At 70.1% G+C, this 20,108-nt stretch carries 20 protein-coding genes and 3 pseudogenes; 13 read left to right on the top strand and 10 right to left on the bottom strand.

Annotated elements, in window-relative coordinates; translation table 11 throughout:
• Positions 1-3: 3 nt before the first annotated feature.
• On the top strand, positions 4-1,575 hold the full coding sequence (gene purH / locus LUX31_RS15595) for a bifunctional phosphoribosylaminoimidazolecarboxamide formyltransferase/IMP cyclohydrolase (RefSeq protein ID WP_443046055.1): 1,572 nt from the start codon (positions 4-6) through the stop codon (positions 1,573-1,575).
• Between the two features lie 204 nt (positions 1,576-1,779).
• Positions 1,780-2,238 carry a transposase gene (locus LUX31_RS15590; RefSeq protein WP_235475397.1) on the top strand — a complete coding sequence of 153 codons (459 nt, stop codon included), beginning with the start codon at positions 1,780-1,782 and terminating at the stop codon, positions 2,236-2,238.
• A 46-nt stretch (positions 2,239-2,284) separates the two neighbouring features.
• On the opposite strand, the pseudogene LUX31_RS15585 reads toward LUX31_RS15590, so the two are convergent.
• Together LUX31_RS15585 and LUX31_RS15580 are read right to left on the bottom strand one after the other, a co-directional pair.
• Positions 2,285-2,875: pseudogene (locus LUX31_RS15585) on the bottom strand (FHA domain-containing protein); the annotation flags it as partial.
• 133 nt (positions 2,876-3,008) lie between these two features.
• Positions 3,009-3,632 carry a hypothetical protein gene (locus tag LUX31_RS15580; RefSeq protein ID WP_235475395.1) on the bottom strand — a complete coding sequence of 208 codons (624 nt, stop codon included), beginning with the start codon at positions 3,630-3,632 and terminating at the stop codon, positions 3,009-3,011.
• Positions 3,633-3,890: 258 nt separating this feature from the next.
• On the opposite strand from LUX31_RS15580, the gene LUX31_RS15575 reads away from it, so the two are divergent.
• The 5 genes from LUX31_RS15575 to LUX31_RS15555 all read left to right on the top strand — a co-directional run bounded on the left by LUX31_RS15575 (position 3,891) and on the right by LUX31_RS15555 (position 9,494).
• On the top strand, positions 3,891-4,745 hold the full coding sequence (locus LUX31_RS15575) for a bifunctional methylenetetrahydrofolate dehydrogenase/methenyltetrahydrofolate cyclohydrolase (protein WP_235475394.1): 855 nt from the start codon (positions 3,891-3,893) through the stop codon (positions 4,743-4,745).
• Between the two features lie 259 nt (positions 4,746-5,004).
• Positions 5,005-5,673 (top strand): DUF3017 domain-containing protein, encoded by a 669-nt coding sequence (locus tag LUX31_RS15570; protein WP_235475393.1) that lies wholly within the window; start codon positions 5,005-5,007, stop codon positions 5,671-5,673.
• 118 nt (positions 5,674-5,791) lie between these two features.
• On the top strand, positions 5,792-6,289 hold the full coding sequence (locus tag LUX31_RS15565; RefSeq protein ID WP_235475392.1) for a helix-turn-helix domain-containing protein: 498 nt from the start codon (positions 5,792-5,794) through the stop codon (positions 6,287-6,289).
• A gap of 417 nt (positions 6,290-6,706) precedes the next feature.
• Entirely contained in the window at positions 6,707-8,071 is a 1,365-nt protein-coding gene (locus LUX31_RS15560; protein WP_443045965.1) for an XRE family transcriptional regulator, read from the top strand.
• Positions 8,072-8,504: 433 nt separating this feature from the next.
• Positions 8,505-9,494 carry a malate dehydrogenase gene (locus LUX31_RS15555; RefSeq protein WP_235475390.1) on the top strand — a complete coding sequence of 330 codons (990 nt, stop codon included), beginning with the start codon at positions 8,505-8,507 and terminating at the stop codon, positions 9,492-9,494.
• Between the two features lie 38 nt (positions 9,495-9,532).
• Here the strand turns inward: LUX31_RS15555 and LUX31_RS15550 are convergent, their stop codons facing one another.
• Entirely contained in the window at positions 9,533-10,465 is a 933-nt protein-coding gene (locus tag LUX31_RS15550) for a bifunctional helix-turn-helix transcriptional regulator/GNAT family N-acetyltransferase (RefSeq protein WP_235475389.1), read from the bottom strand.
• 115 nt (positions 10,466-10,580) lie between these two features.
• Here LUX31_RS15550 and LUX31_RS15545 point away from each other — a divergent pair, with 115 nt between their 5' ends.
• Entirely contained in the window at positions 10,581-11,849 is a 1,269-nt protein-coding gene (locus tag LUX31_RS15545) for a DUF5954 family protein (protein ID WP_235475388.1), read from the top strand.
• Between the two features lie 43 nt (positions 11,850-11,892).
• Here LUX31_RS15545 and LUX31_RS15540 read toward each other — a convergent pair whose 3' ends face one another.
• Both LUX31_RS15540 and LUX31_RS15535 read right to left on the bottom strand, forming a co-directional pair.
• Positions 11,893-12,633, bottom strand: a complete 741-nt coding sequence (locus LUX31_RS15540) for an isocitrate lyase/PEP mutase family protein (RefSeq protein ID WP_443045964.1) — start codon at positions 12,631-12,633, stop codon at positions 11,893-11,895.
• Between the two features lie 2 nt (positions 12,634-12,635).
• On the bottom strand, positions 12,636-13,127 hold the full coding sequence (locus LUX31_RS15535; RefSeq protein WP_235475386.1) for a carboxymuconolactone decarboxylase family protein: 492 nt from the start codon (positions 13,125-13,127) through the stop codon (positions 12,636-12,638).
• Positions 13,128-13,174: 47 nt separating this feature from the next.
• On the opposite strand from LUX31_RS15535, the gene pdxR reads away from it, so the two are divergent.
• Positions 13,175-14,599 carry a MocR-like pyridoxine biosynthesis transcription factor PdxR gene (gene pdxR / locus LUX31_RS15530; protein ID WP_235475385.1) on the top strand — a complete coding sequence of 475 codons (1,425 nt, stop codon included), beginning with the start codon at positions 13,175-13,177 and terminating at the stop codon, positions 14,597-14,599.
• A gap of 166 nt (positions 14,600-14,765) precedes the next feature.
• Here pdxR and LUX31_RS15525 read toward each other — a convergent pair whose 3' ends face one another.
• Positions 14,766-15,389 carry an NADPH-dependent F420 reductase gene (locus tag LUX31_RS15525; RefSeq protein WP_235475384.1) on the bottom strand — a complete coding sequence of 208 codons (624 nt, stop codon included), beginning with the start codon at positions 15,387-15,389 and terminating at the stop codon, positions 14,766-14,768.
• A 30-nt stretch (positions 15,390-15,419) separates the two neighbouring features.
• A complete protein-coding gene (locus LUX31_RS15520) occupies positions 15,420-16,154 on the bottom strand; it encodes an SDR family NAD(P)-dependent oxidoreductase (RefSeq protein ID WP_235475383.1) in 735 nt (244 codons plus the stop codon).
• 157 nt (positions 16,155-16,311) lie between these two features.
• Here LUX31_RS15520 and LUX31_RS37880 point away from each other — a divergent pair.
• Positions 16,312-16,443 (top strand): annotated as a pseudogene (locus LUX31_RS37880) (LysR family transcriptional regulator); the annotation flags it as partial.
• Between the two features lie 117 nt (positions 16,444-16,560).
• Positions 16,561-17,222: pseudogene (locus LUX31_RS15515) on the top strand (LysR family transcriptional regulator substrate-binding protein).
• 145 nt (positions 17,223-17,367) lie between these two features.
• Here the strand turns inward: LUX31_RS15515 and LUX31_RS15510 are convergent.
• The 3 genes from LUX31_RS15510 to LUX31_RS15500 all read right to left on the bottom strand — a co-directional run bounded on the left by LUX31_RS15510 (position 17,368) and on the right by LUX31_RS15500 (position 18,932).
• Complete coding sequence (locus LUX31_RS15510; RefSeq protein WP_328285658.1) at positions 17,368-17,799, bottom strand: hypothetical protein; 432 nt, start codon at positions 17,797-17,799, stop codon at positions 17,368-17,370.
• Positions 17,800-17,916: 117 nt separating this feature from the next.
• The gene (locus tag LUX31_RS15505) at positions 17,917-18,114 is read right to left on the bottom strand and encodes a DUF397 domain-containing protein (RefSeq protein WP_235475382.1); all 198 of its coding nucleotides are present in this window, start codon (positions 18,112-18,114) and stop codon (positions 17,917-17,919) included.
• Entirely contained in the window at positions 18,111-18,932 is an 822-nt protein-coding gene (locus tag LUX31_RS15500) for a helix-turn-helix domain-containing protein (RefSeq protein ID WP_235475381.1), read from the bottom strand. Before LUX31_RS15500 ends, LUX31_RS15505 begins: the two co-directional genes overlap by 4 nt.
• Before the next feature lie 147 nt (positions 18,933-19,079).
• Here LUX31_RS15500 and LUX31_RS15495 point away from each other — a divergent pair, with 147 nt between their 5' ends.
• Positions 19,080-19,496, top strand: a complete 417-nt coding sequence (locus LUX31_RS15495; RefSeq protein ID WP_235475380.1) for a hypothetical protein — start codon at positions 19,080-19,082, stop codon at positions 19,494-19,496.
• Positions 19,497-19,597: 101 nt separating this feature from the next.
• On the top strand, positions 19,598-20,092 hold the full coding sequence (locus LUX31_RS15490) for a carboxymuconolactone decarboxylase family protein (RefSeq protein WP_235475379.1): 495 nt from the start codon (positions 19,598-19,600) through the stop codon (positions 20,090-20,092).
• Positions 20,093-20,108: the final 16 nt, after the last annotated feature.

The raw sequence follows: 20,108 nt of genomic DNA, 5'->3' as shown, positions 1-20,108 counted from the left end.
GACATCACTGTCACGGCCGAGAGCAACAAGCGGGTCATCCGACGGGCGCTCGTCAGCGTCTACGACAAGACGGGCCTCGAAGACCTCGCACGCGGCCTGCACGAGGCGGGCGTGGAGCTGGTCTCGACCGGGTCGACCGCCGGGCGTATCGCCGCCGCCGGCGTCCCCGTCACCAAGGTCGAGGAGCTGACCGGATTCCCCGAGTGCCTGGACGGCCGGGTCAAGACCCTGCACCCCAAGGTGCACGCGGGCATCCTCGCCGACCTGCGCCTGGAGGACCACCGCGACCAGCTCGCCGAACTGGGCGTCGAGCCCTTCGACCTGGTCGTCGTCAACCTCTACCCGTTCCGCGAGACGGTCGCCTCCGGCGCCTCGCCCGACGAGTGCGTGGAGCAGATCGACATCGGCGGTCCGTCGATGGTCCGCGCGGCGGCCAAGAACCACCCGTCGGTGGCCGTGGTCACCAGCCCGGCGCGCTACGCCGACGTCCTGAGCGCCGTACAGACCGGCGGCTTCGACCTCACCACCCGCAAGCGGCTCGCCGCGGAGGCCTTCCAGCACACGGCGTCGTACGACGTGGCGGTCGCCTCCTGGTTCGCGTCCTCGTACGCCCCCGTCGACGAGTCGCAGTTCCCCGACTTCCTCGGCGCCACCTGGGAGCGCGAGAACACCCTCCGCTACGGCGAGAACCCGCACCAGCCCGCCGCGCTGTACGTCGACGGGACGGGTGGCGGTCTCGCCAAGGCCGAGCAGCTGCACGGCAAGGAGATGTCGTACAACAACTACACGGACACGGACGCCGCGCGCCGTGCCGCGTACGACCACGCCGAGCCCTGTGTCGCGATCATCAAGCACGCCAACCCGTGCGGGATCGCGGTCGGTTCGGACGTCGCCGAGGCACACCGCAAGGCACACGCGTGCGACCCGCTGTCGGCGTTCGGCGGCGTGATCGCCGTCAACCGGCCGGTCAGCAAGGAGCTGGCGGAGCAGGTCGCCGAGATCTTCACCGAGGTCATCGTCGCGCCGGACTACGAGGAGGGCGCCCTCGAAGCGCTCGCCAAGAAGAAGAACATCCGCGTGCTCAAGGCGGCCGGCGCGCCCGCCAACCCCGTCGAGGTCAAGCCCGTCGACGGCGGTGTGCTCCTCCAGGTGACCGACCGCCTCCAGGCCGACGGCGACGACCCGGCCAACTGGACGCTCGCGACGGGCGAGGCGCTGTCCGCGTCCGAGCTGGCGGAACTCTCCTTCGCCTGGAAGGCGTGCCGGGCCGTCAAGTCCAACGCGATCCTCCTCGCCAAGGACGGCGCCTCCGTCGGCGTCGGCATGGGCCAGGTCAACCGCGTCGACTCGGCGAAGCTGGCGGTCGAGCGGGCGGGCGAGGAGCGGGCCCGGGGTTCGTACGCGGCCTCGGACGCGTTCTTCCCGTTCCCGGACGGCCTGGAGATCCTGACGGCCGCCGGCGTCAAGGCCGTGGTGCAGCCGGGTGGTTCGGTCCGGGACGAGCTGGTCGTGGAGGCCGCGAAGAAGGCGGGCGTCACGATGTACTTCACGGGGACGCGGCACTTCTTCCACTGAGCGCGGTTGAACCGACCGTGGCCTCCGGCCCTCCCCGAGGGGGCCGGAGGCCACGGTCGTGCGTGCGTACTACGTGGTGACGCGGTACGCGCTGACCCACGGGCCGATGTTGCCGGTGAACGCATGGCCGGTTGGCCACTGGTTCGCGTGCACGCGTCCGGGATTCGTGTGGACGTGTGAGTCGCGGTCGTACCGTCGGGTCTCATGAAGCTGGTGGTGCAGGTGAAGCTGCTGCCGACGCCCGTACAGGCGGCGGCGCTTGAGGCGACACCGCGCGCCTGCAACCGGGCCGCCGACCACGTCGCCCAGGTGGGCTTCAAGCGCGGCGTGAAGGATCGCAACGGGTTGCAGAAGCTGCTGTACGCCGAGGTCAAGGCCCGCTTCGGGCTCTCCGCACAGCCCGCGGTGCGGGTGGTGAAGAAGGTCGCCGACGCCTGCACCGCCCGCACGGCACAGGCGAAGGCCGGGCGTCCGGGGATCGATCCGGCCTATACCTCGCAGCGCTGTCCGCGCTGTGGGCACACCGAGTGGGCCAACCGGTCCGACCGGGACCATTTTCGTTGTCGTCGATGTGGCCTTGTTGACCCCGCCGACCACGTCGCCGGGGTCAACGCGCGCAACCGCGCACACTCGGTGTGGGCCTTTGTCAACAGGCCCGTGTGAACGCAACCGAGTGCACAAGCTCGGTCGCGTTCACGGCCGAGGAGTTGACGGCCAGGTAGTCGATGTTCCACTGCACCGAAGTGCGGGAGGCGGCGGGCCAGTTGGGGCGCAGCTGGTCGACGACCTGGTCGACCCTCGGCAGCGGCGCGTGCGGGGCGCCGCGCAGGCGGGGCTTGCAGAGGGCGGCCAGGACCGCGAAGTAGCGCTTCGTGCGGTCGACGGAGAAGGCGGGGGCCGTTGTGGCGCCGGTCGGTCCTGCGGACGGGTCGCGGTAGTCGTGGCGCGGTGCCCACACCTCGATCGGGAGCAGATCGCCGGCCGCCGGGAGCACGATCCGGGAGAACTCGAAGGGGATCGGCGCGTCCAGCCGCCCCGGGCCCACCTTGATGTGCTCGCCCGCGCCCTCCGGGTTCTCGACGACGTACGTCTGGGACCCGCTGTGGTTGCTGAGTATCCAGAAGGCGCCCTGCGCGGTGATCTCACCGGCGGCGCGGGAGACACCCTCGTGCGGGATCTCCAGGTCGTTGTCGGTCGCGGACCGGCCGAACGTGAGGCGTTCGCCGGGCGCGAGCCGGAATCGGGTGTTTCGTCGCTCGTCCTCCGTGGTCGGCGGAGGTACCACGATGATGCTGTACAAGGTGCGTCTCCCCGGGCCTCGCAGCTTTCGGAGCCAGGGTAGGGCGACGCACCAGGGCCGTGTCTCCCCTTGTGTGTGCGGGTGAGACACGGCCCTTGACGGTGAATGGCGTGAACTCGCCGACGCCCCGTGCTTACTGGTGTGCCGCGGGGTACTTCGCCCGGTTGAACCAGGCCGCGCCCTCGGACTTGCCGACGAACACCGCGATGAGGATGCCGAGGACGGTGTGCACCAGGCCGACCACTATGAACGGGTAGATGCCGAGGACGGCGGTGATGATCGCGAACACCATGGTGGTGATACGGATGCCGCTGCCGCCGCTGCTGAACTTCGTGCCCAGGACGATCGCGAAGACGCCCCAGGCGAGGACGATCGCGGTGACGGCCCACAGGGCGCCGGCCGAGTAGTCGGCGAGCTGCTGGAAGTCGACGTCGTCCTTCAGCTGCTCGTCGTTCTTCGCGGCGCTGATCGCGACGGCGGACAGCGCGATGAGGATCGCGCCGATCACCTGGAAGCCCGCGATGACGTAGAGCATCACGCGGGCGGCCTTGACGTTGCCCGGCATCGTGAGCGGGCCGCCGGGGTAGCCGCCGTAGCCGGGCTGTCCGTACGCCTGCTGGCCGAGCGGCGGGGCCGCCGGGTAGCCGTAACCGGGCTGCTGGGGCGGGGTCTGCTGGGGGTAGCCGTAGCCGGGCGCCGGCTGCTGGGGCTGCTGCTGGGGCGGGCCGTAGGGGTTGTTCGGGTCGCCGAAACTCATGGCGGGTCTTCCTCCGTTTGCGTCAAGTGCGGGGACGACGCGAGGCACCGAACGGAGGAAGGTGATGCAGATGCGGTACGCCCCCCGGCCCTGCCCGCGGCACTGTGCTGCTCAGCTTTTTATCGTTCTTTAGTTCGCTCATACTTGTCCAGCCGCCTAGTGCATGTGTTGTGCAAGTGCAACATCCGCGATCATGCGTATCAGGTCGTAGGGCACCCGGATTGGAACCGGGAGGCGGTCATCCGCGAGGATGTGGGTATGAGCGCCCAGATTCTCGATGGCAAGGCCACCGCAGCCGCGATCAAGTCCGATCTGACCGCCCGCGTGGCGGCGCTGAAGGAGAAGGGTGTGACGCCCGGCCTCGGCACGATCCTGGTGGGTGAGGATCCCGGCAGTCAGAAGTACGTCGCCGGCAAGCACCGTGACTGCGCGCAGGTGGGCATCGCCTCCATCCAGCGCGAGTTGCCCGACACGGCCACGCAGGAGGAGATCGAGGCGGCGGTCCGCGAGCTGAACGAGGACCCGGCCTGCACGGGTTACATCGTCCAGCTGCCCCTCCCCCGGGGCATCGACGAGAACCGCGTCCTCGAACTGATGAACCCGGACAAGGACGCGGACGGCCTCCACCCGATGAACCTCGGCCGCCTCGTCCTGAACGAGCCGGCCCCCCTCCCCTGCACCCCCAACGGCATCCTCACCCTCCTCCGCGCGCACGGCGTGGAGATCAAGGGCGCGGAGGTGGTGGTCGTTGGCCGCGGCGTGACGATCGGCCGCCCCATGCCCCTTCTCCTCACCCGCCGCAGCGAGAACGCGACGGTGACGCAGTGCCACACGGGTACGCGTGACCTGGCCGCCCACCTCCGCCGCGCCGACATCATCGTCGCCGCGGCCGGCTCGGCCCACCTCGTCCGCCCCGAGGACGTGAAGCCGGGCGCCGCCGTCCTCGACGTCGGCGTCTCACGCACCGCCGAGGGCAAGATCGTGGGCGACGTCCACCCGGGCGTCACCGAGGTCGCCGGCTGGATCTCCCCGAACCCCGGCGGAGTCGGCCCGATGACCCGCGCCCAGCTGCTCGTCAACGTGGTCGAGGCGGCGGAGCGAAGTGTCGCCTGAGGCGGAGGACCGGCGGGGGCCGGAGAGCGGACGCGGAACCTTCGGCGGCGGTACGACCGACGCAGGGGCGTCCGAGTCGGCTGAGGTGCGTGATTTCGGCGGGGTGCCGGATTCTGGCGGGGTGTCGGGGGGTGGTGTGGTGCCCGAGTCCGGGGGAGCGTCGGGGGCGGGTGACCGGGCGGGGGCGTCTGAGGTGGCTGGGGTGCGGGAGTTCGGCAGGGCGGCGTCCAGTTCTGGTGGGGTGTCCGGGGGTGGTGTGGTGCCCGAGTCCGAGGGAGTGTCCAAGTTGGGCGACCGGGCCGGTGGCATCGAGGCGGCTGGGGTGCGGGAGTTCGGCGGGGCGTCCAGTTCTGGCGGGGCCTCCAGGAACGGTGTGGTGCCCGAGTCCGAGTCCGAGGGAGCGTCGGGGGCGGGTGACCGGGCCGGTGCCGTCGGCTCGGGTGGTGGCGCCGAGTCGGACGGTGCCGTGGACTCGAACGGTGCCGTGGACCCCGTCAGCGCGCCCGATGCCGCGGGGCGGCCCCGGCGTACTACGCGGCGGTTTCCGCTGTTCACTCGGGACACCGCGCGGCCCGAGGGCGGTGGCAGGGCGGCTCCCGGGGATGCGTCGGCGCCCGCTCGGCAGTGGCCGATCCTGGCCGTGCTGAGTGCGGTCGGGCTCGGGCTGTTGCTGACCGCGCTGGATGTGTTCCGGTACGGGACGCTGCTGATCGGGGCCGCGTTGCTGGCCGGTGCGGTGCTGCGCTGGGTGATGCCGGACGTCGGGATGCTCGCCGTACGGTCCCGGTTCACGGACATGGTCACGTACACGGTGCTGGGCACGGCCATCGTGCTGCTGTCGATGATGGCGCAGCCGAAACCCTGGCTGGAGATCCCGTTCCTGGACGACACCCTGCACTACACGATCCGCAGCCACGGCGGTCTGTAGGCGCACGTCGGCCCCGGCGGGAACCGACCCGCCGTCCGACGCCGTCAAATGCCTCGGATCGGCCGTGGTGCGCCGACGTACGCCGACGAAGGTCGACGAATGCCGAGGAGGATGCGCGATGAGCGCCTGGCAGCCGCTGCCGGACGATCTGCCGCCGGAGGTGCGGCACTTCGTGGAGCAGGTGCGGGGTCTCAAGGACCGCACCGGGCTCAGCCTGGCCGCGCTCGGCGCGCGCACCGCGTACAGCAAGTCCTCCTGGCAGCGGTACCTCAACGCGACCCAGCCGCCGCCCCGGCAGGCGATAGCCGCGCTGTGCCGGGTCGCGGGGCTCACCCCGGCGGACGCCGAACGCTTCGGAGTCCGCTGGGAGTTGGCGGTCCAGGTCTGGCCCCGGCCACCGGCGCCGGTCGCGGAGTCGGCGCGGCAGGACGGGGTGTACGGGGTGTACGAGGAGGAGGTGCCCACTCTTCCGTGGTGGGTCGAGTCCGAGTCCGCCGGGGACGCGAGGGACGCCCGGGCCTCCGGGGACTCCTCCCGGCGCGTGCTGCTCGTCGCCGTACTCCTCGTGCTGGCCCTCGGGTTGCTCGCAGTGGTCGGCGCTGTCGCTTTTGGTTGAGGCCGCTGGGGGAATGTGACAACACTGCGTCCGGTGTGACCGCTCTTGTGCTTTCTGTGTGGCGATGTGTCGATAAGTTCGAGGAATTGCAACCGGCGCGCAACGCGTCACGGCTAATGTGGGCAATCGGGACGGTCCGGGGCGTCCCGTGCACCATCCAGGGGTTCTGTCCGGCCGGGAGGGCTACCGGTGGAACACTGGACCGCAAGCCAGGGGCGTGCAACGGTGCACCTCCAGGCCTGACAATGCTCCCGTGCGCCCCCACCCCGGGAACCGAGATCCTGAATGGGTGCATCCGTTTGGGTAGCCAAGACACTCAAGAACAGACTCGGCGAGGGATCCACGGCACTACGCACGGGAGAACAGCCAGCACGACCGGGGGGAATGAGGGGGGAAGCTATGCCTCGTTGGAGGGCCTTGCCGGATGATCTCGATCCGCAGGTCAAGGAGTTCGCGAGCCAACTGCGCAGGCTCGTGGACCGCAGCGGCCTGAACATCGCGGCGGTGGCCGACCGCACGGGCTACAGCAAGACGTCCTGGGAGCGATATCTCAACGGCCGTCTTCTCGCACCCAAGGGCGCGATCGTCGCCCTGGCCGAGGTCACCAACACCAATCCCGTTCATCTGACGACGATGTGGGAATTGGCCGAGCGCGCCTGGAGCCGCTCGGAGATGCGTCACGACATGACCATGGAGGCGATCCGGATCTCCCAGGCGCGCGCCGCGCTCGGGGAGTTCGGGGCGCCTGCCGCCGACACGAAGAACGGGAGCGGCAAGAACGGGCGGGCCGCCCGGAGCGCGACGGTGACTCCGGGGATCGCCGGCCCCGCCGGTGTCTCCCCGACCGTGCCGCCACAGCCGACCCCGGAGACCCGGGACTCGGTGGGCGACGTACGGGCGGGTGCGGCGCGGGGCGGTGCCTCCGGCGGCTCGGTGAGTTCCGCGAGTTCCGCAGGCTCCGTGAGTTCTGCAGGCTCCGTGAGTTCTGCCAGTTCCACCTCTTCCGCCGGCTCGGCCGGCTCCGCGAGTTCGGCCTCGGCCGAGGGCAACTCCTGGGGCCTGGCCGGGTATCAGGGGCCGGCGGCGAGGGGCGGCGCCGGGGGGCGCACGGCCACCCCGCCCTCGGGATCGCCCAGTGTGTCCGGGGCGTCGGGGGTGCCCGGATATTCGGGCGGGACGCCTTGGACTCCCGGTACGCCCGTACCGACGCCCGGCGGTGGCCCGCAGGACGCCAGGCCGGGCGGCAGCGGCGATCCCGGTGGCTCCGGTGGCTCAGGCGGTTCGCGGCGCAAGCGGCGGCTCACGATGTTCCTTGCGGGCGTCGTGGGGGCGTCGGTGGTGGTCGCGGCGGCCCTGTTCTTCACCAACCAGGGGGACGACACACCGGCGGCGAGCAAGCCGAGCCCGTCCCCGACCACGTCGGCCGGCACCGATCCCGACCTGCCGGTCGGGGTGGAGTGCAGCGGCGACGCGTGCACCGGCCAGGACCCGGAGAACATGGGCTGCGGCGGCGAGTTGGCGCAGACCGCCAACAGCGTCACCGTCGGCACCACGCTCGTCGAGGTCCGCTACAGCAAGACCTGCCAGGCGGCCTGGGCGCGCATCACCCAGGCGGCCCCCGGCGACAAGGTCGACGTCACCGCCTCCGGCGGCGCGAAGCAGACCGGCGCGGTCGACACGGACACCGACGCGTACACCCCGATGGTGGCCGTAAAGGACGCGGGCGACGCGACGGCGTGCGTCACCCTGGCGACGACCGGAGAGAAGGGCTGCACGCAGTAGGGGGGGCAGGGCCGCGCGCGGCGGGGGTGAGTCGCGCGCGGCGGTGACGGGGCCGCGCGCGGCAGGTGCGGGCCCGCGCCGCAGGTGTGGGCGTCATGCCCCTCGTGTGGCGGAGTCCGTTCCGCCGGATTGCGTTCAATCGGTATGTGAGGGGAATGCCCGGCCCGGTTCTGGGCAGGCGGTGAAGTACCCCCACGGGATCCGGCGTGATCGGTCCCCGGGCGGCGGTCGCCCGTCAACACCTCTCCCGGACGGGTGGCCGCCGCTTCCCCGGCCCGTGGGTGCGGCTCTGTGGGGCGGGCCACATGGGGCCCGGACGTCCGGGATCCCGGATGCGCGATAGCCTGACGGCGGATCTCTCTTGATGCCAAGAGATCGATCATCCGAACCGGGGCAGCGACGCCCCACCGCCAGCTGTCATACGGAGAACGCCATGACCCGCACTCCCGTGAACGTCACCGTCACCGGCGCGGCCGGCCAGATCGGTTACGCCCTGCTCTTCCGCATCGCCTCCGGCCAGCTGCTCGGCGCGGACGTGCCGGTCAGGCTCCGCCTCCTGGAGATCACCCCGGCGCTCAAGGCCGCCGAGGGTACGGCCATGGAGCTGGACGACTGCGCCTTCCCGCTGCTCCAGGGCATCGACATCACGGACGACCCGAACGTGGCCTTCAACGGCGCGAACGTGGGCCTGCTGGTCGGCGCCCGCCCGCGTACCAAGGGCATGGAGCGCGGTGACCTCCTGGAGGCCAACGGCGGCATCTTCAAGCCGCAGGGCAAGGCCATCAACGACAACGCCGCGGACGACATCAAGGTCCTCGTCGTCGGCAACCCGGCCAACACCAACGCGCTCATCGCGCAGGCCGCCGCTCCGGACGTACCGGCCGAGCGCTTCACCGCGATGACCCGCCTCGACCACAACCGCGCGCTCACGCAGCTCGCGAAGAAGACGGGCACGACCGTCTCCGACATCAAGCGGCTCACCATCTGGGGCAACCACTCCGCCACCCAGTACCCGGACATCTTCCACGCCACGATCGCCGGCAAGAACGCCGCCGAGGTCGTCAACGACGAGAAGTGGCTCGCGGAGGACTTCATCCCGACCGTCGCCAAGCGCGGCGCCGCGATCATCGAGGCCCGTGGCGCGTCCTCGGCCGCCTCCGCCGCCAACGCCGCCATCGACCACGTCCACACCTGGGTCAACGGCACGGCCGACGGCGACTGGGCCTCCATGGGCATCCCGTCCGACGGCTCGTACGGCGTCCCGGAGGGCATCATCTCCTCCTTCCCGGTCACCACGAAGGACGGCGTGTACGAGATCGTCCAGGGCCTGGACATCAACGAGTTCAGCCGCGCCCGCATCGACGCCTCCGTGGCCGAGCTGGCGGAGGAGCGCGAGGCGGTTCGCGCGCTCGGCCTCATCTAGTCAGGACCAGCCCCAACCGCTCTTCTCCCGGGCCCCGTTCAGGCTTCTGCCGGACGGGGCCCGCGTGCGTCCGGTGCCGCCGGGGACAGCCTCTTCTCGAACCAGTGCCCCGCGTAAGGGTTGTCGTCGTAGCGCGGGATCTCCGTGTAGCCGCACGCCAGGTACATCGCCTGCGCCTCCTTGAGGACCGCGTGCGTGTCCAGTCGTACGACCGTCAAGTCCCGTACGGCGGCCTGCTGTTCGAGGCCGTCGAGGAGGCGCCGGGCGAGGCCCAGACGGCGGGACCCGGGGTGCACCCAGACATGGCGGATCTCGCCGACCCCCGGTTCGAGCCGCCGCAGCGCCCCGCAGCCCACGGCACGCCCCTCCTCGTACGCCACCAGGAAGGCGCCCGCGTCGCCCGACACCTCGTGCGGCGGTACGAGGGCAGCCGGATCGAAGCCCTCGGGGAACCGTTCGCCGATGTCGGCGGCGTACGCGGCGAGGCAGGCGCGGGCGTCGGGGCTCGCGCCGTCGACGGTCTCGACGGTGATCGCCGCGAGGCGCAGCAGCCGTCGGGCGGTGTCGAGGGCGGCGGTCAGTTCGCCGCGCCGGGTGTCGTCGAGGCCGGCGAGGAGGCCCGCCGCCAGGGCGTCGGCCCGGCGGTTCTGCTCCGTCAGCTCGGCCTCTCCGGCCGGTGTCAGCTCCACGACCCGTGACCGGCTGTCCCCGGGATGCACCCGCAGCCGGACCAGCCCCTGTCTGTCCAGGGCGCGCACCAGTCGGCTCAGATACCCGGCGTCCAGGGTGAGCCGGGTGCGCAGCTCGCGCAGCGAGGCGCCGTCCCCGGCCTCGGCGATCTCGAACAGCAGCCGGGCCTCGCCGAGCGGCCGGTCCTGGCCGAGGTAGTGGTCGTCGAGGGCGCCGATGCGGCGGGTGAAGTACCGGTTGAACTGCCGGAGGGTGTTCACATCGTTCACAGCGTCGTCCATGATTTCTTTGACTTTAGTCAAAGAACCGGCGAGATTCCACAGGGTTCCACGCCAGGGCCCCGCGAATTCGGTGAAACCCGGTGTCGGGCAACTCCCTTGTGTGCACGCTCAGTGCATGGGCGACTACAGAGATGATGTTCCGGCGTATCTGACGATCAGGGTCACCGCGCAGGAGGGCCCGATCGCGGCCTTCGCGGAGCAGGAGGCGGGAGAGGCCGCGATGCGGTACCCCGACCTGATGGGGGTGGGCATCCCCGAGTTCTTCCATGCCAAGGAGCGCGAGGCGGGCGGCTGGGAGCTGTTCGGCTACGGCAGCGACACCCCGCAGGGCTCCCGGGACTCGCTCGGCTCGGTGTTCCGGCTGCGGGCCACCGAGGCCGAGAAGGTGGGCGACGAGGGCGCCCGGCGCAAGTGGATGGCGGCGGCTCTGCGCATGGACCGCGAGGTCGTGAACGACCTGCGGGTCCGCGGCGAGAGATTCCGGATCGTGCGCGCCTCACGCTTCGTCCGGATGGGGCCGAACGGGCCCGAGCCACCCCGCCCGTCCGACCCCGACCCGGCGGAGGTCGGCGAGGCGTACAAGGTGGGGCCGCGTACGAAGGGTTTCGTGGTCGATCCCGTCACCGGTACCGGGCTGTCCGACGGCATCCTCAAGCTGGACCTGATCCAGTTCGTGGGCATCGCCCCGGGTGCGCCGCAGGCGGTTCGCGACGAGGCGCGGCGGGCGCTGCACACCCACCCGGGCGGGGTGCTGCTGCCCGCCGTCTACATGATCTCCGAGCGGGTGGACGGGAGTTGGCGGGCGCACAACCCCGGCGCCTCCGACTCCACACCCCAGGGCGCGCGGGACTCCCTGGCGTACTGGCTGCGCGTGATGGCCCCCTTCACGCTCCGGCTGAGCGAGAAGAAGGCCGCGGAGTACGCCCTGATCGCCGACCGAGTCGACGAGAAGCGCTTGAACGTCGCGACCGTCGACGGCATCCGCTACCGCGTCACCCGCGTCGAACGCCTGATCAGGGTCGGCCCCGACGGCCCCGAGGGCCCGCGCCCCTCCGACTTCGACCCGGAACCGCCGGTCGAGGTCCAGACCCGCGAGCTGAAGGCGAAGGGCCTGTGGAAGGAGGAGGACGACGAACCGGCCCCGCTCAGCGAACGCACCCTGGAACTGAAACGCCGCTGGGAGGCGGAGGAGGCACGCCGAACGGCGGTACGAGAGGGGAGGAGGAAGGCGAAGGAGGCGGCGAAGGAGAGGGTGACGGGGCAGGTTCCGGGTCAGGTGGAGGGGCCGGGCGGGGGGCAGGTTCGGGGCCAGGAGGAGGGACGGGGCGAGGAGGATGGACGGGGGCAGGGCGAGGGTGTCGGCGAGGGGCCTGCGCCTGCCTGAGTCCGGCCCTGCTTCAGGCCTCGGTCCCGGGTCCGGCCGCGGTTCAGGCCTCGGTCCCGGGCCCCGCCCCGCTTCCGCCCGCGATGAACCCCGCCGCTCTCCCCCGCAGCGCCTCCGCCGTCCAGTGCAGGAAGCCCGGGCCGAAGGTGACTCGGGTGGCGCCCAGGGTGCCCAGTTCGGCCGGGGAGGGGCCGTCGAGTGTGGCGAAGACGTTGAGCGGACCGCTGATGGCTGACCGCAGCAGCGGAAGTGCGGCGAGCGGTGCCTCGATGGGGTACACACAGTCCGCGCCGGCCGCCACGTACAACGCGGCCCGCTCGATGGCCTGTTCGGGGGTCTGGTCGCCGTATACGAACGTATCGACGCGGGCGTTGACGAAGAGCCGGTCGCCCGCCGCGTCCCGTACCTCTGCGAGCCGGTCGGCGTGGGCGTGCGGGTCGGCCAGGACGCCCGCGTGGGAGTCCTCCAGGTTGCAGCCGACGGCGCCCGCGGTCAGCAGTCGGTCCACCAACTCCCTTGGCGCCAGGCCGTATCCGTCCTCCACGTCCGCCGACACGGGTACGTCCACGGCCCGCGCGATGCGTGCGATCGCCGCGAACATCTCGTCGGCGGGCGTGGCCCCGTCCTCGTACCCGAGCGAGGCCGCGATCCCGGCGCTGGGTGTCGCGAGCGCGGGGAACCCGGCGGCGGCGAACTCCCGTGCGCTGACCGCGTCCCAGGGGCCGGGCAGGATCAACGGGTCGTCGGGCAGGCGGTGTTGGTGCAGGGCTCGGAAGACGTCCACGCTCACTTGGCGCCGCCGGTCGCGTACTGGCCCGGCTTGTAGTGGCCGGGGACCATACGGGTCGTCACCGCGAAGCGGTTCCAGGCGTTGATGACCGTGATCCCGGCGATCAGGTGGGCCAGTTCCGCCTCCTCGAAGTGGCGGGCGGCGTGCTCGTAGACCGCGTCCGGGACGAAGCCGTCGGTCAGGACGGTCACCGCCTCGGTCAGCCGGAGCGCCGCCAGCTCCTTCTCCGTGTAGAAGTGCGCCGACTCCTCCCACGCGCTGAGCTGGACGATCCGCTCCACGCTCTCGCCCGCCGCGAGCGCGTCCTTGGTGTGCATGTCGAGGCAGTAGGCGCAGTGGTTGATCTGCGAGGCCCGGATCTTCACCAGCTCCCAGAGGACCGGGTCGAGGCCCTGTCTGGCCGCCGAGTCCAGCCGGATCATGGCCTTGAAGACGTCGGGGGCGAGATCGGCCCAGGGGAGACGGGGGGTCTTCTCATCGGTGGTCATGCCAACGACTCTAGGTGGCCAGTAGCCCAAGGGTATGGTCCATTTTCATGGCTGAATCCTGGGCCACTTCGGGGGTCGACCTTCATCTAGAACCAGCCGGTACCGGCGTGCGCCGGGGGCTGACGGACGCGATCCGGGAAGCCGTGCGCGGCGGCAGGCTGGCGCCCGGTACCCGCCTGCCCTCCTCCCGCTCCCTCGCCGCAGACCTCGGCATCGCCCGCAACACGGTCGCCGACGCGTACGCCGACCTGGTCGCCGAGGGCTGGCTCACCGCCCGCCAGGGCTCGGGCACCAGCGTGGCGGAGCGGACCGTACCCCGCCCGTCCGCCGGGCCGACCCGGCATCCGCGTTCACCGTTCCCGCCGGTGCACGACCTGATCCCGGGCAGCCCTGACCTCTCCCTCTTCCCCCGCGCCGCCTGGCTCAAGGCATCCCGCCGCGCCCTGACCAGCGCCCCCAACGACGCCCTCGGCTACTCCGACCCGCGCGGACGCGTGGAACTCCGTACCGCCCTGGCCGGCTATCTGGCCCGCGCCCGGGGCGTCCGCGCCCACCCCGACCGGATCGTCATCTGCTCCGGCTTCGTGCACGGGCTGATGCTGCTGGGTGGGGTCCTGCACGCCCGGGGGCTCACCTCACTGGCCTTGGAGTCGTACGGACTGGACGCCCACTGGCGGCTGTTGGAGCGCGCGGGGCTACGGACGGTACCGCTCGGCCTCGACGAACTGGGCACCCGTACCGAGGAGTTGACGGGAGAGGAAGGGGAACTGGCTGACGTACGGGCCGTGTTGCTGACGCCCGCCCACCAGTTCCCCATCGGCAAGTCGCTGCATCCCGACCGGCGGGCCGCCGTCGTGGACTGGGCGCGGCGCGGGGACGGGCTGATCCTGGAGGACGACTACGACGGGGAGTTCCGTTACGACCGGCAGGCGGTGGGCGCGCTCCAGGGGCTGGACCCCGACCGGGTGGTGTATCTCGGTACGGCGAGCAAGTCGCTGGCGCCCGGGCTGCGGCTGGGCTGGCTGGTGCTGCCGCCGTCCCTCGTCGGGGAGGTCGTCGCGGCGAAGGGTCGGATCGACTGGTCCTGCGGGGTGTTCGATCAACTGACCCTCGCCGAGTTCATCGACTCGGGTGCGTACGACCGTCAGGTGCGCGCCGCCCGGCTGCGTTACCGGCGTCGACGGGACGCGCTGGTCGCGGCCCTGGCTGCCAGAGCACCCCAGGTCCGCGCGACCGGCATCGCGGCCGGTCTGCACGCGGTCCTCCAACTCCCGCCCGGCACCGAGGAGTCGGTCGTACGGGCAGCGGCACGGCGGCGACTGGCGGTGCACGGGCTCGACCTCTACCGTCACCCCGAGTCGACCGTCGAGCGGACCGACGCGCTGGTCGTCGGGTACGGGACACCGGCGGAGCATGGGTGGGCGGGGGCGCTGGAGGAGTTGTGCGCGACGGTTGCTCAGGCCGGTTCCTAGTGTTGTGACCGCATAGGTTCACCAGGTTGGGTCTGCGCGCGTTCGGATGTGCCATGACGTCCGATCCGGACCGGGACGGCGATATCCGACATCAGCGGGTCGGTGATCCATCAACCACTATCAGGGCGGACGGCGCCCTGTTCGCCGACTGCTCGGCCCCGGGGGCTCAGCCGGTGAATTCGTTGACGCCGAGGGCGAAGTCCCAGTGGCCAACCCCGTTGCCGGCGAGCCCCATCGTGACCAGGCCCATTCCTTCCAGCCAGTGCGCCATTTTCAGGCCGCCGACGTCCAGCGGGCGCAGCCCGAGGCTCTCGATGAATGCCGCCACGCCCGCCTTGGCCTGCGCATTGTCGCCAGCGATGAAGACGTTGGGGCGGCCCTTCTCCAGGACATTACGGAAGATGGTGTTGAACGCCTTCACCACGCTGGCGCCGGCCGGGGCCACCCTGGCGACTTCCTGCGCGATCGAGGTCTCCTCGCTGTGGGCCAGTCCGTCGAACGTGGCGTTGAACGGGTTGCTGATGTCGACGACGACCTTGCCCGCGAGGGCGTCTCCGTACTCGGCGACGACCGGAACGACACCGTCGGACAACAGGGCCGTGATGACGATGTCCCCGGCCGGGACGGCGCCCCACTTGCCCGTCGTCGCGCCGCCGCCCAGAGTCTTGGCCAGGTCATCGGCCTTGGACTGATCGCGTCCCATGACCTCGACGGTGTTGCCGCCCGCCACCGCGAGCGTGCCGATGGTACGGGCCATGTTCCCCGTACCGATGAGGGTGATGCTGCTCATCAGGTGTGCTCTCTTCCTGTTGTGTGTGGTTCAGATGGCGGTGGTGCCGCCGTCGGTGACCAGTTCCAGGCCGTTGACGTAGCTGGAGTCGTCGGAGGCGAGGAACAGGGCGACGGTCGCGATTTCATCGGGGCGGCCCATCTTTCCGCGGGGGATGAGGGACTCGAATGTGGCCTTGGTTGCCTCGTCGAACAGTTCTTCCTGTTTGGCGGTGGCGACCTGACCGGGGGTCAGGACGTTGACCCGGATCCTGCGGTCGCGCAGTTCGTTGAGCCAGACGCGGGCCCAGGCCTGCTGGACGGCTTTGCTTCCCGCGTAGAGGCTCCAGCCGGGGAAGGCGCCGAGGGAGGCGTTGGATCCGGTCATGAGGATCGAGCCGTTGTCGTTGATCAGCGGCAGTGCCTTCTGCACGGTGAACAGGGTGCCGCGCGCGTTGAGCCAGAATGCGCGGTGGAACTGTTCCTCGGTGATCTCGCCGAGGACGGCGGGTTCGCCCATCCCGGCGCTGGCCCACAGCACGTCGATCGAGCCCTTTTCCCGCTTGACGGTGTCGTACAAGCGGTCCAGGTCGTCCAGTTCGGCCGCGTCACCCTGGACGGCGGTGACGTTGCGGCCGATCAGCTTGACGGCGTCGTCCAGTGCTTCCTGCCGCCGGGCCTGGATGAAGACGTGCGCTCCTTCCTCGACGAACAGTTTGGCGCCGGCCAGTGCCATGCCGGTGGATCCGCCGGTGATCACCGCTACCTTGCCATCGAGCTTTCCCACGATCACTCCGTTGAATTGATGGGTATCCGAATTCTCATGCCGAATTCGCTTCGGCCCCATTAGGTACCTGTTCAGGTTGTCATTGGCCTGAGTGGGTGTCCAAGACCTCTTTTAACGGCGGTGATACCCTGAAGGCATCACCGGACTGGGAGATGCCATGGATCTGGACTTGCGCAAATTGCGTTACTTCGTCGCCGTGGCCGATCGGTTGCACTTCGGCCGCGCCGCCGATGAGCTGCATATCGCGCAGCCGGTGCTCAGCCGGCAGATCCGCGCGCTCGAGCAGGATCTCGGCGCCTCGCTGTTCACCAGGGATCGCCACGGCGTAGCGCTGACCGACGCGGGCCGACAACTGCTCGACGACGCCGGTCCGCTGCTCGCCTCCGCGCACGCGGTCCGCCGCCGGGTGTCCGTGGCCGCCCGTGGCAGCCGGCGGCTGACGGTGGGTTTCCGGGCCGGCATCCCGGTTGTCCCGGCGGCGCGGGCGTTCGAGGCCCGGCACCCGGACGTGGTCGTGGACGTGCAGCGGATCGAAGGGGACGACCAGGCCCCGATGCTGCTCGACGGCCGCATCGACGTCGGCTATGTGCGGCTGCCTATCGACGGGACGGCCTGCGTGTCACCCCGCTGTACACCGAGCCGCGGGTGGCGGTGCTGCCCGCCGGCCACCGGTTGGCCGGCAAGGAGGAGGTCACCGAGGCCGACCTGGCCGGCGAACCACTGGTCTGGCATGCCGACCCGAGCACGCAGCCCACCAGGCGCCCGCACCCCAACGCCGGGTACCTGGTGCGCGGGGTGGACGAGACGCTCGAGCATGTCGCGGCCGGCCGGGGCATCTCGTTCCTGGCCCGTTCGGCGACCGTGTTCTACTCACATCCGAACATCATCTATGTGCCCATCCCGGATCTGGCACCCGACCAGGTCTGCCTCGCTGTGGCGGCATCGCGCACCTCGCCAGTGGTCGACGACTTCCTCACTGCGGCTCAGGAAACGGCCGAGATCACGGCAGAATGTGGAAACTATGAAATGTGGCAGTTTGGAGGCGATGCCGTTTCAAAGCGCGGTTGAGCAGCCCGACTGCTCGGGGGTGGAGGCGATGTTGGCGCACAGTGAGAATCGACATCATCACGCGGCCGTTTCCAGGATGATGGAAATCATGATCTCGCTGATTTCGCCGTGACTATCACCAACGGCGAGCACTCGCTAACGCTCGCTAGACCGGTTCCTGAACCTGTGCCTTCCGCCACGCGACTTCCTCGGCACGCAGTGGGCCGTGGACGCTGTACACGTCGCCCACCCGCAGATTGTCCGGCGTTTCGTGCTCGCCGTAGGTGCCGATGACGGTGATGGCCACACGGGAGTCGGGCTGCCAGAACGTATGGAAATACGGACCGGTCCCCGTGATCTCGGGGATCTCCACCAGGGGCACGCCGCGCCGCGTCAGCAGACGCTGCAACTTCTCGAACCGGAGCCTGGGGGTGAACCGCCCGTACCGGGCACGAAGTACGTCGTGGACGTCGGTGCGGTTCCGGTGCGCGAGCCGGTGCAGCTGGAGGGTGAAGTGGTGGCCCGACCAGGGGTCGTCGGCGGAAGCACGGTCCCAGAAGAACTCGACGAAGCCGTAGCCGAGGCACATGCTGGGCATTGGCGACCTGCTCGGGAGAATCCGCGGGGCCGCCCACGCCGAGCACGGTGCCGGTGGTGACGACGTCCACGTAGAACGCCAGGGAGTGCGGGGTCACTGGAGGGTTCCGTCCGGTGCCTACTTCCCCTTGACCTCAGCGAGGAAGGGGGCCCAGGCGGCCGAGGCGAAGAGGATGGCGGGCCCATGGGGCGCCTTGGAGTCTCGGACGGGGACGACGCTGGCGATACCGTCCCCGACTTCGAGGCACTCGCCGCCGTTGGGGCTGCTGTAGCTGCTCTTGCGCCATGCAACGGGCAGTTCGCTCGCGCTGATCATGTGCCTAGCTCCTTCAGGTGCCTGCCGATCAACTCGGCCGACGCGTCGGGTGACAGGGCCATCGCCCTGAGCAGATCATAGGTGCGGTCCGCCTCGGCCACTTCGGCATGGTCTGCGGTTGTCCGTCCCTGCGAGAAGCCGTCCACGTGAAGCACATCCTCGCCCTCGTCGAACCCGAGAACTGTGAACGGACCTTTCAGCCCAGGATGCGCGGCAATCGCGCGGGGGATCAACTGGATTACCGTGCGGGGATGTTGGCCCGCCTCCAGCAGATGCTCGAACTGGGCACGCATCACGGCCTCACCGCCGATGTGCCGCATGAGGACGTACTCGTCGATGATGAACCAGGTGCGAGGGCGGTCCTCGCGTTCGAAGATCGACTGCCTCGTCATCCGGGCGGCCAGCAGATCGTCGAGGTTGTCCGGTCGGCCTGCGGCCAGGATGATGCGCGCGTAGTCCTCGGTCTGCAACAGGCCGTGAAGGATCTGGCCCTGGAACGACCGGATGGACACGGCAATCCGTTCCAGTTCCACGAACGGCAGGAACCAGGACGGATACGCGTAATGGATGACGAGCGGGTACAACCGTTGAAAGTGCCCGTCCGTCTTCAACGCGATGTCCAGGTCGCGCGCCAGGTCCTCCGAGGGGACCCTCTTCGCCGCCTCCACCTTCGAAATCATGGACTGGGTCGTGTGGGCCAGCTTCGCGAGCTTCTCCTGGGACAGCCCCGCCTTCGTGCGGATACGGGCCAACTCCGTCCCGAAGAAGGCCAGAAGGGACTTGGTGGGGTCGGGGGCCGGGTCGGTCTCGACGGTCATGCGCAAACCTCCTCCGTCATGACCGGGAGGCGGTCATGGCGACCTCCCATGACCTCGGTCAGGTCATGGCGTTCTCCCTGGTGAAGCTACCCAACGGAGCGCAACGCTGTCTCCACAACCGGTAGTTGCCCCCCGAAGGAGAAGCGCGTGGAGACCGACAAGTGTGCGGGTACGGCCCCGGAGGCCGGAGCGGTGCTGTACGACGGGGAGTCGGGGAGAGTCGGGGAGTACCGGGCCAAGGCCGGCCCGTATCTGCTGCTCCGCCCGCTTGGGGGCGGCCGGGAGTGGGAGGCGGACCCCGGGGACGTACGCCCCGCGACCCCCGCCGAGCAGTTGAGCGCCAAGGTGCGGGCCGCGAACGACCAGGGGACGCGCAACCGGGCGGAACCGGTGAACGCGCCGCAGCACGAGGCCCGACGCCCGCCGGTGCCTGTCCCGGGCTGTACGGAGTGCGCCGAACTCGGTGCCCAACGCGCCGCCGCCCGCGCCGGGTTCGACTGGAGCGGGGAGACGGACGCGAACGTACTGCTCCGCTCCCACCAGCGACGGGACCACGACGCATGACCCGCCGTATCTTCCGCTATGTGCCGGAGCCCGATTGCCCGGTGCAGTAATTCCGTCAGATTTCCGATCCTGGAGTACTCTTCAGCAGTTACAGTATTCCCATGACCACCACTGAACCGATATCCCGAGTCGCCCTCAAGAAAATCACCCCGGACGTCTCCGCGTCGATGGGTGCCCTGCACGGCGCCGCCGTTTCCGCCGCGCAGGATGCCAAGGTCGAACCCGAACTCCTGGAGCTGATCAGGATTCGCGCGTCCCAGATCAACGGCTGTGCGTTCTGCCTCGACATGCACACCAAGGACGCTCGCGCCCAGGAGGAGACCGAGCAGCGGATCTACGCCCTCAGCGCCTGGCGGGAGACCCCCTTCTTCACCGAACGGGAGCGCGCCGCACTGGCGTTGACCGAGGCAGTGACCCTGGTGCACGACGGACACGTGCCCGACGACGTGTACGCCGAGGCCGCCGCCGTCTTCGACGAGGCACAGGTCGCCGCGCTGATCTGGGCGGCCACCGTCATCAACGCGTACAACCGGATCGCCATCGCGACGCGGATGGTTCCGGGGGCTTATCAGTCGGCGGCGAAGAAGAGCAGCTGAACGAAGATCAGCTGAA

The organism is Streptomyces sp. GQFP, assembly GCF_021545335.1.
In the GTDB taxonomy this organism is placed as follows: domain Bacteria; phylum Actinomycetota; class Actinomycetes; order Streptomycetales; family Streptomycetaceae; genus Streptomyces.
The sequence above is the reverse complement of the archived record's forward strand: the minus strand, read 5'-3'. Positions and strand labels throughout refer to the sequence as shown.

Bases quoted from the DNA above. Each gene is read 5' to 3' on its own strand.
- LUX31_RS15590 (WP_235475397.1), top strand. From the start codon at position 1,780: ATGAAGCTGGTGGTGCAGGTGAAGCTGCTGCCGACGCCCGTACAGGCG.
- LUX31_RS15580 (WP_235475395.1), bottom strand. From the start codon at position 3,632: ATGAGTTTCGGCGACCCGAACAACCCCTACGGCCCGCCCCAGCAGCAG.
- LUX31_RS15575 (WP_235475394.1), top strand. From the start codon at position 3,891: ATGAGCGCCCAGATTCTCGATGGCAAGGCCACCGCAGCCGCGATCAAG.
- LUX31_RS15565 (WP_235475392.1), top strand. From the start codon at position 5,792: ATGAGCGCCTGGCAGCCGCTGCCGGACGATCTGCCGCCGGAGGTGCGG.
- LUX31_RS15555 (WP_235475390.1), top strand. From the start codon at position 8,505: ATGACCCGCACTCCCGTGAACGTCACCGTCACCGGCGCGGCCGGCCAG.
- LUX31_RS15550 (WP_235475389.1), bottom strand. From the start codon at position 10,465: ATGGACGACGCTGTGAACGATGTGAACACCCTCCGGCAGTTCAACCGG.
- LUX31_RS15545 (WP_235475388.1), top strand. From the start codon at position 10,581: ATGGGCGACTACAGAGATGATGTTCCGGCGTATCTGACGATCAGGGTC.
- LUX31_RS15535 (WP_235475386.1), bottom strand. From the start codon at position 13,127: ATGACCACCGATGAGAAGACCCCCCGTCTCCCCTGGGCCGATCTCGCC.
- pdxR (WP_235475385.1), top strand. From the start codon at position 13,175: ATGGCTGAATCCTGGGCCACTTCGGGGGTCGACCTTCATCTAGAACCA.
- LUX31_RS15525 (WP_235475384.1), bottom strand. From the start codon at position 15,389: ATGAGCAGCATCACCCTCATCGGTACGGGGAACATGGCCCGTACCATC.
- LUX31_RS15510 (WP_328285658.1), bottom strand. From the start codon at position 17,799: ATGCCCAGCATGTGCCTCGGCTACGGCTTCGTCGAGTTCTTCTGGGAC.
- LUX31_RS15505 (WP_235475382.1), bottom strand. From the start codon at position 18,114: ATGATCAGCGCGAGCGAACTGCCCGTTGCATGGCGCAAGAGCAGCTAC.
- LUX31_RS15500 (WP_235475381.1), bottom strand. From the start codon at position 18,932: ATGACCGTCGAGACCGACCCGGCCCCCGACCCCACCAAGTCCCTTCTG.
- LUX31_RS15490 (WP_235475379.1), top strand. From the start codon at position 19,598: ATGACCACCACTGAACCGATATCCCGAGTCGCCCTCAAGAAAATCACC.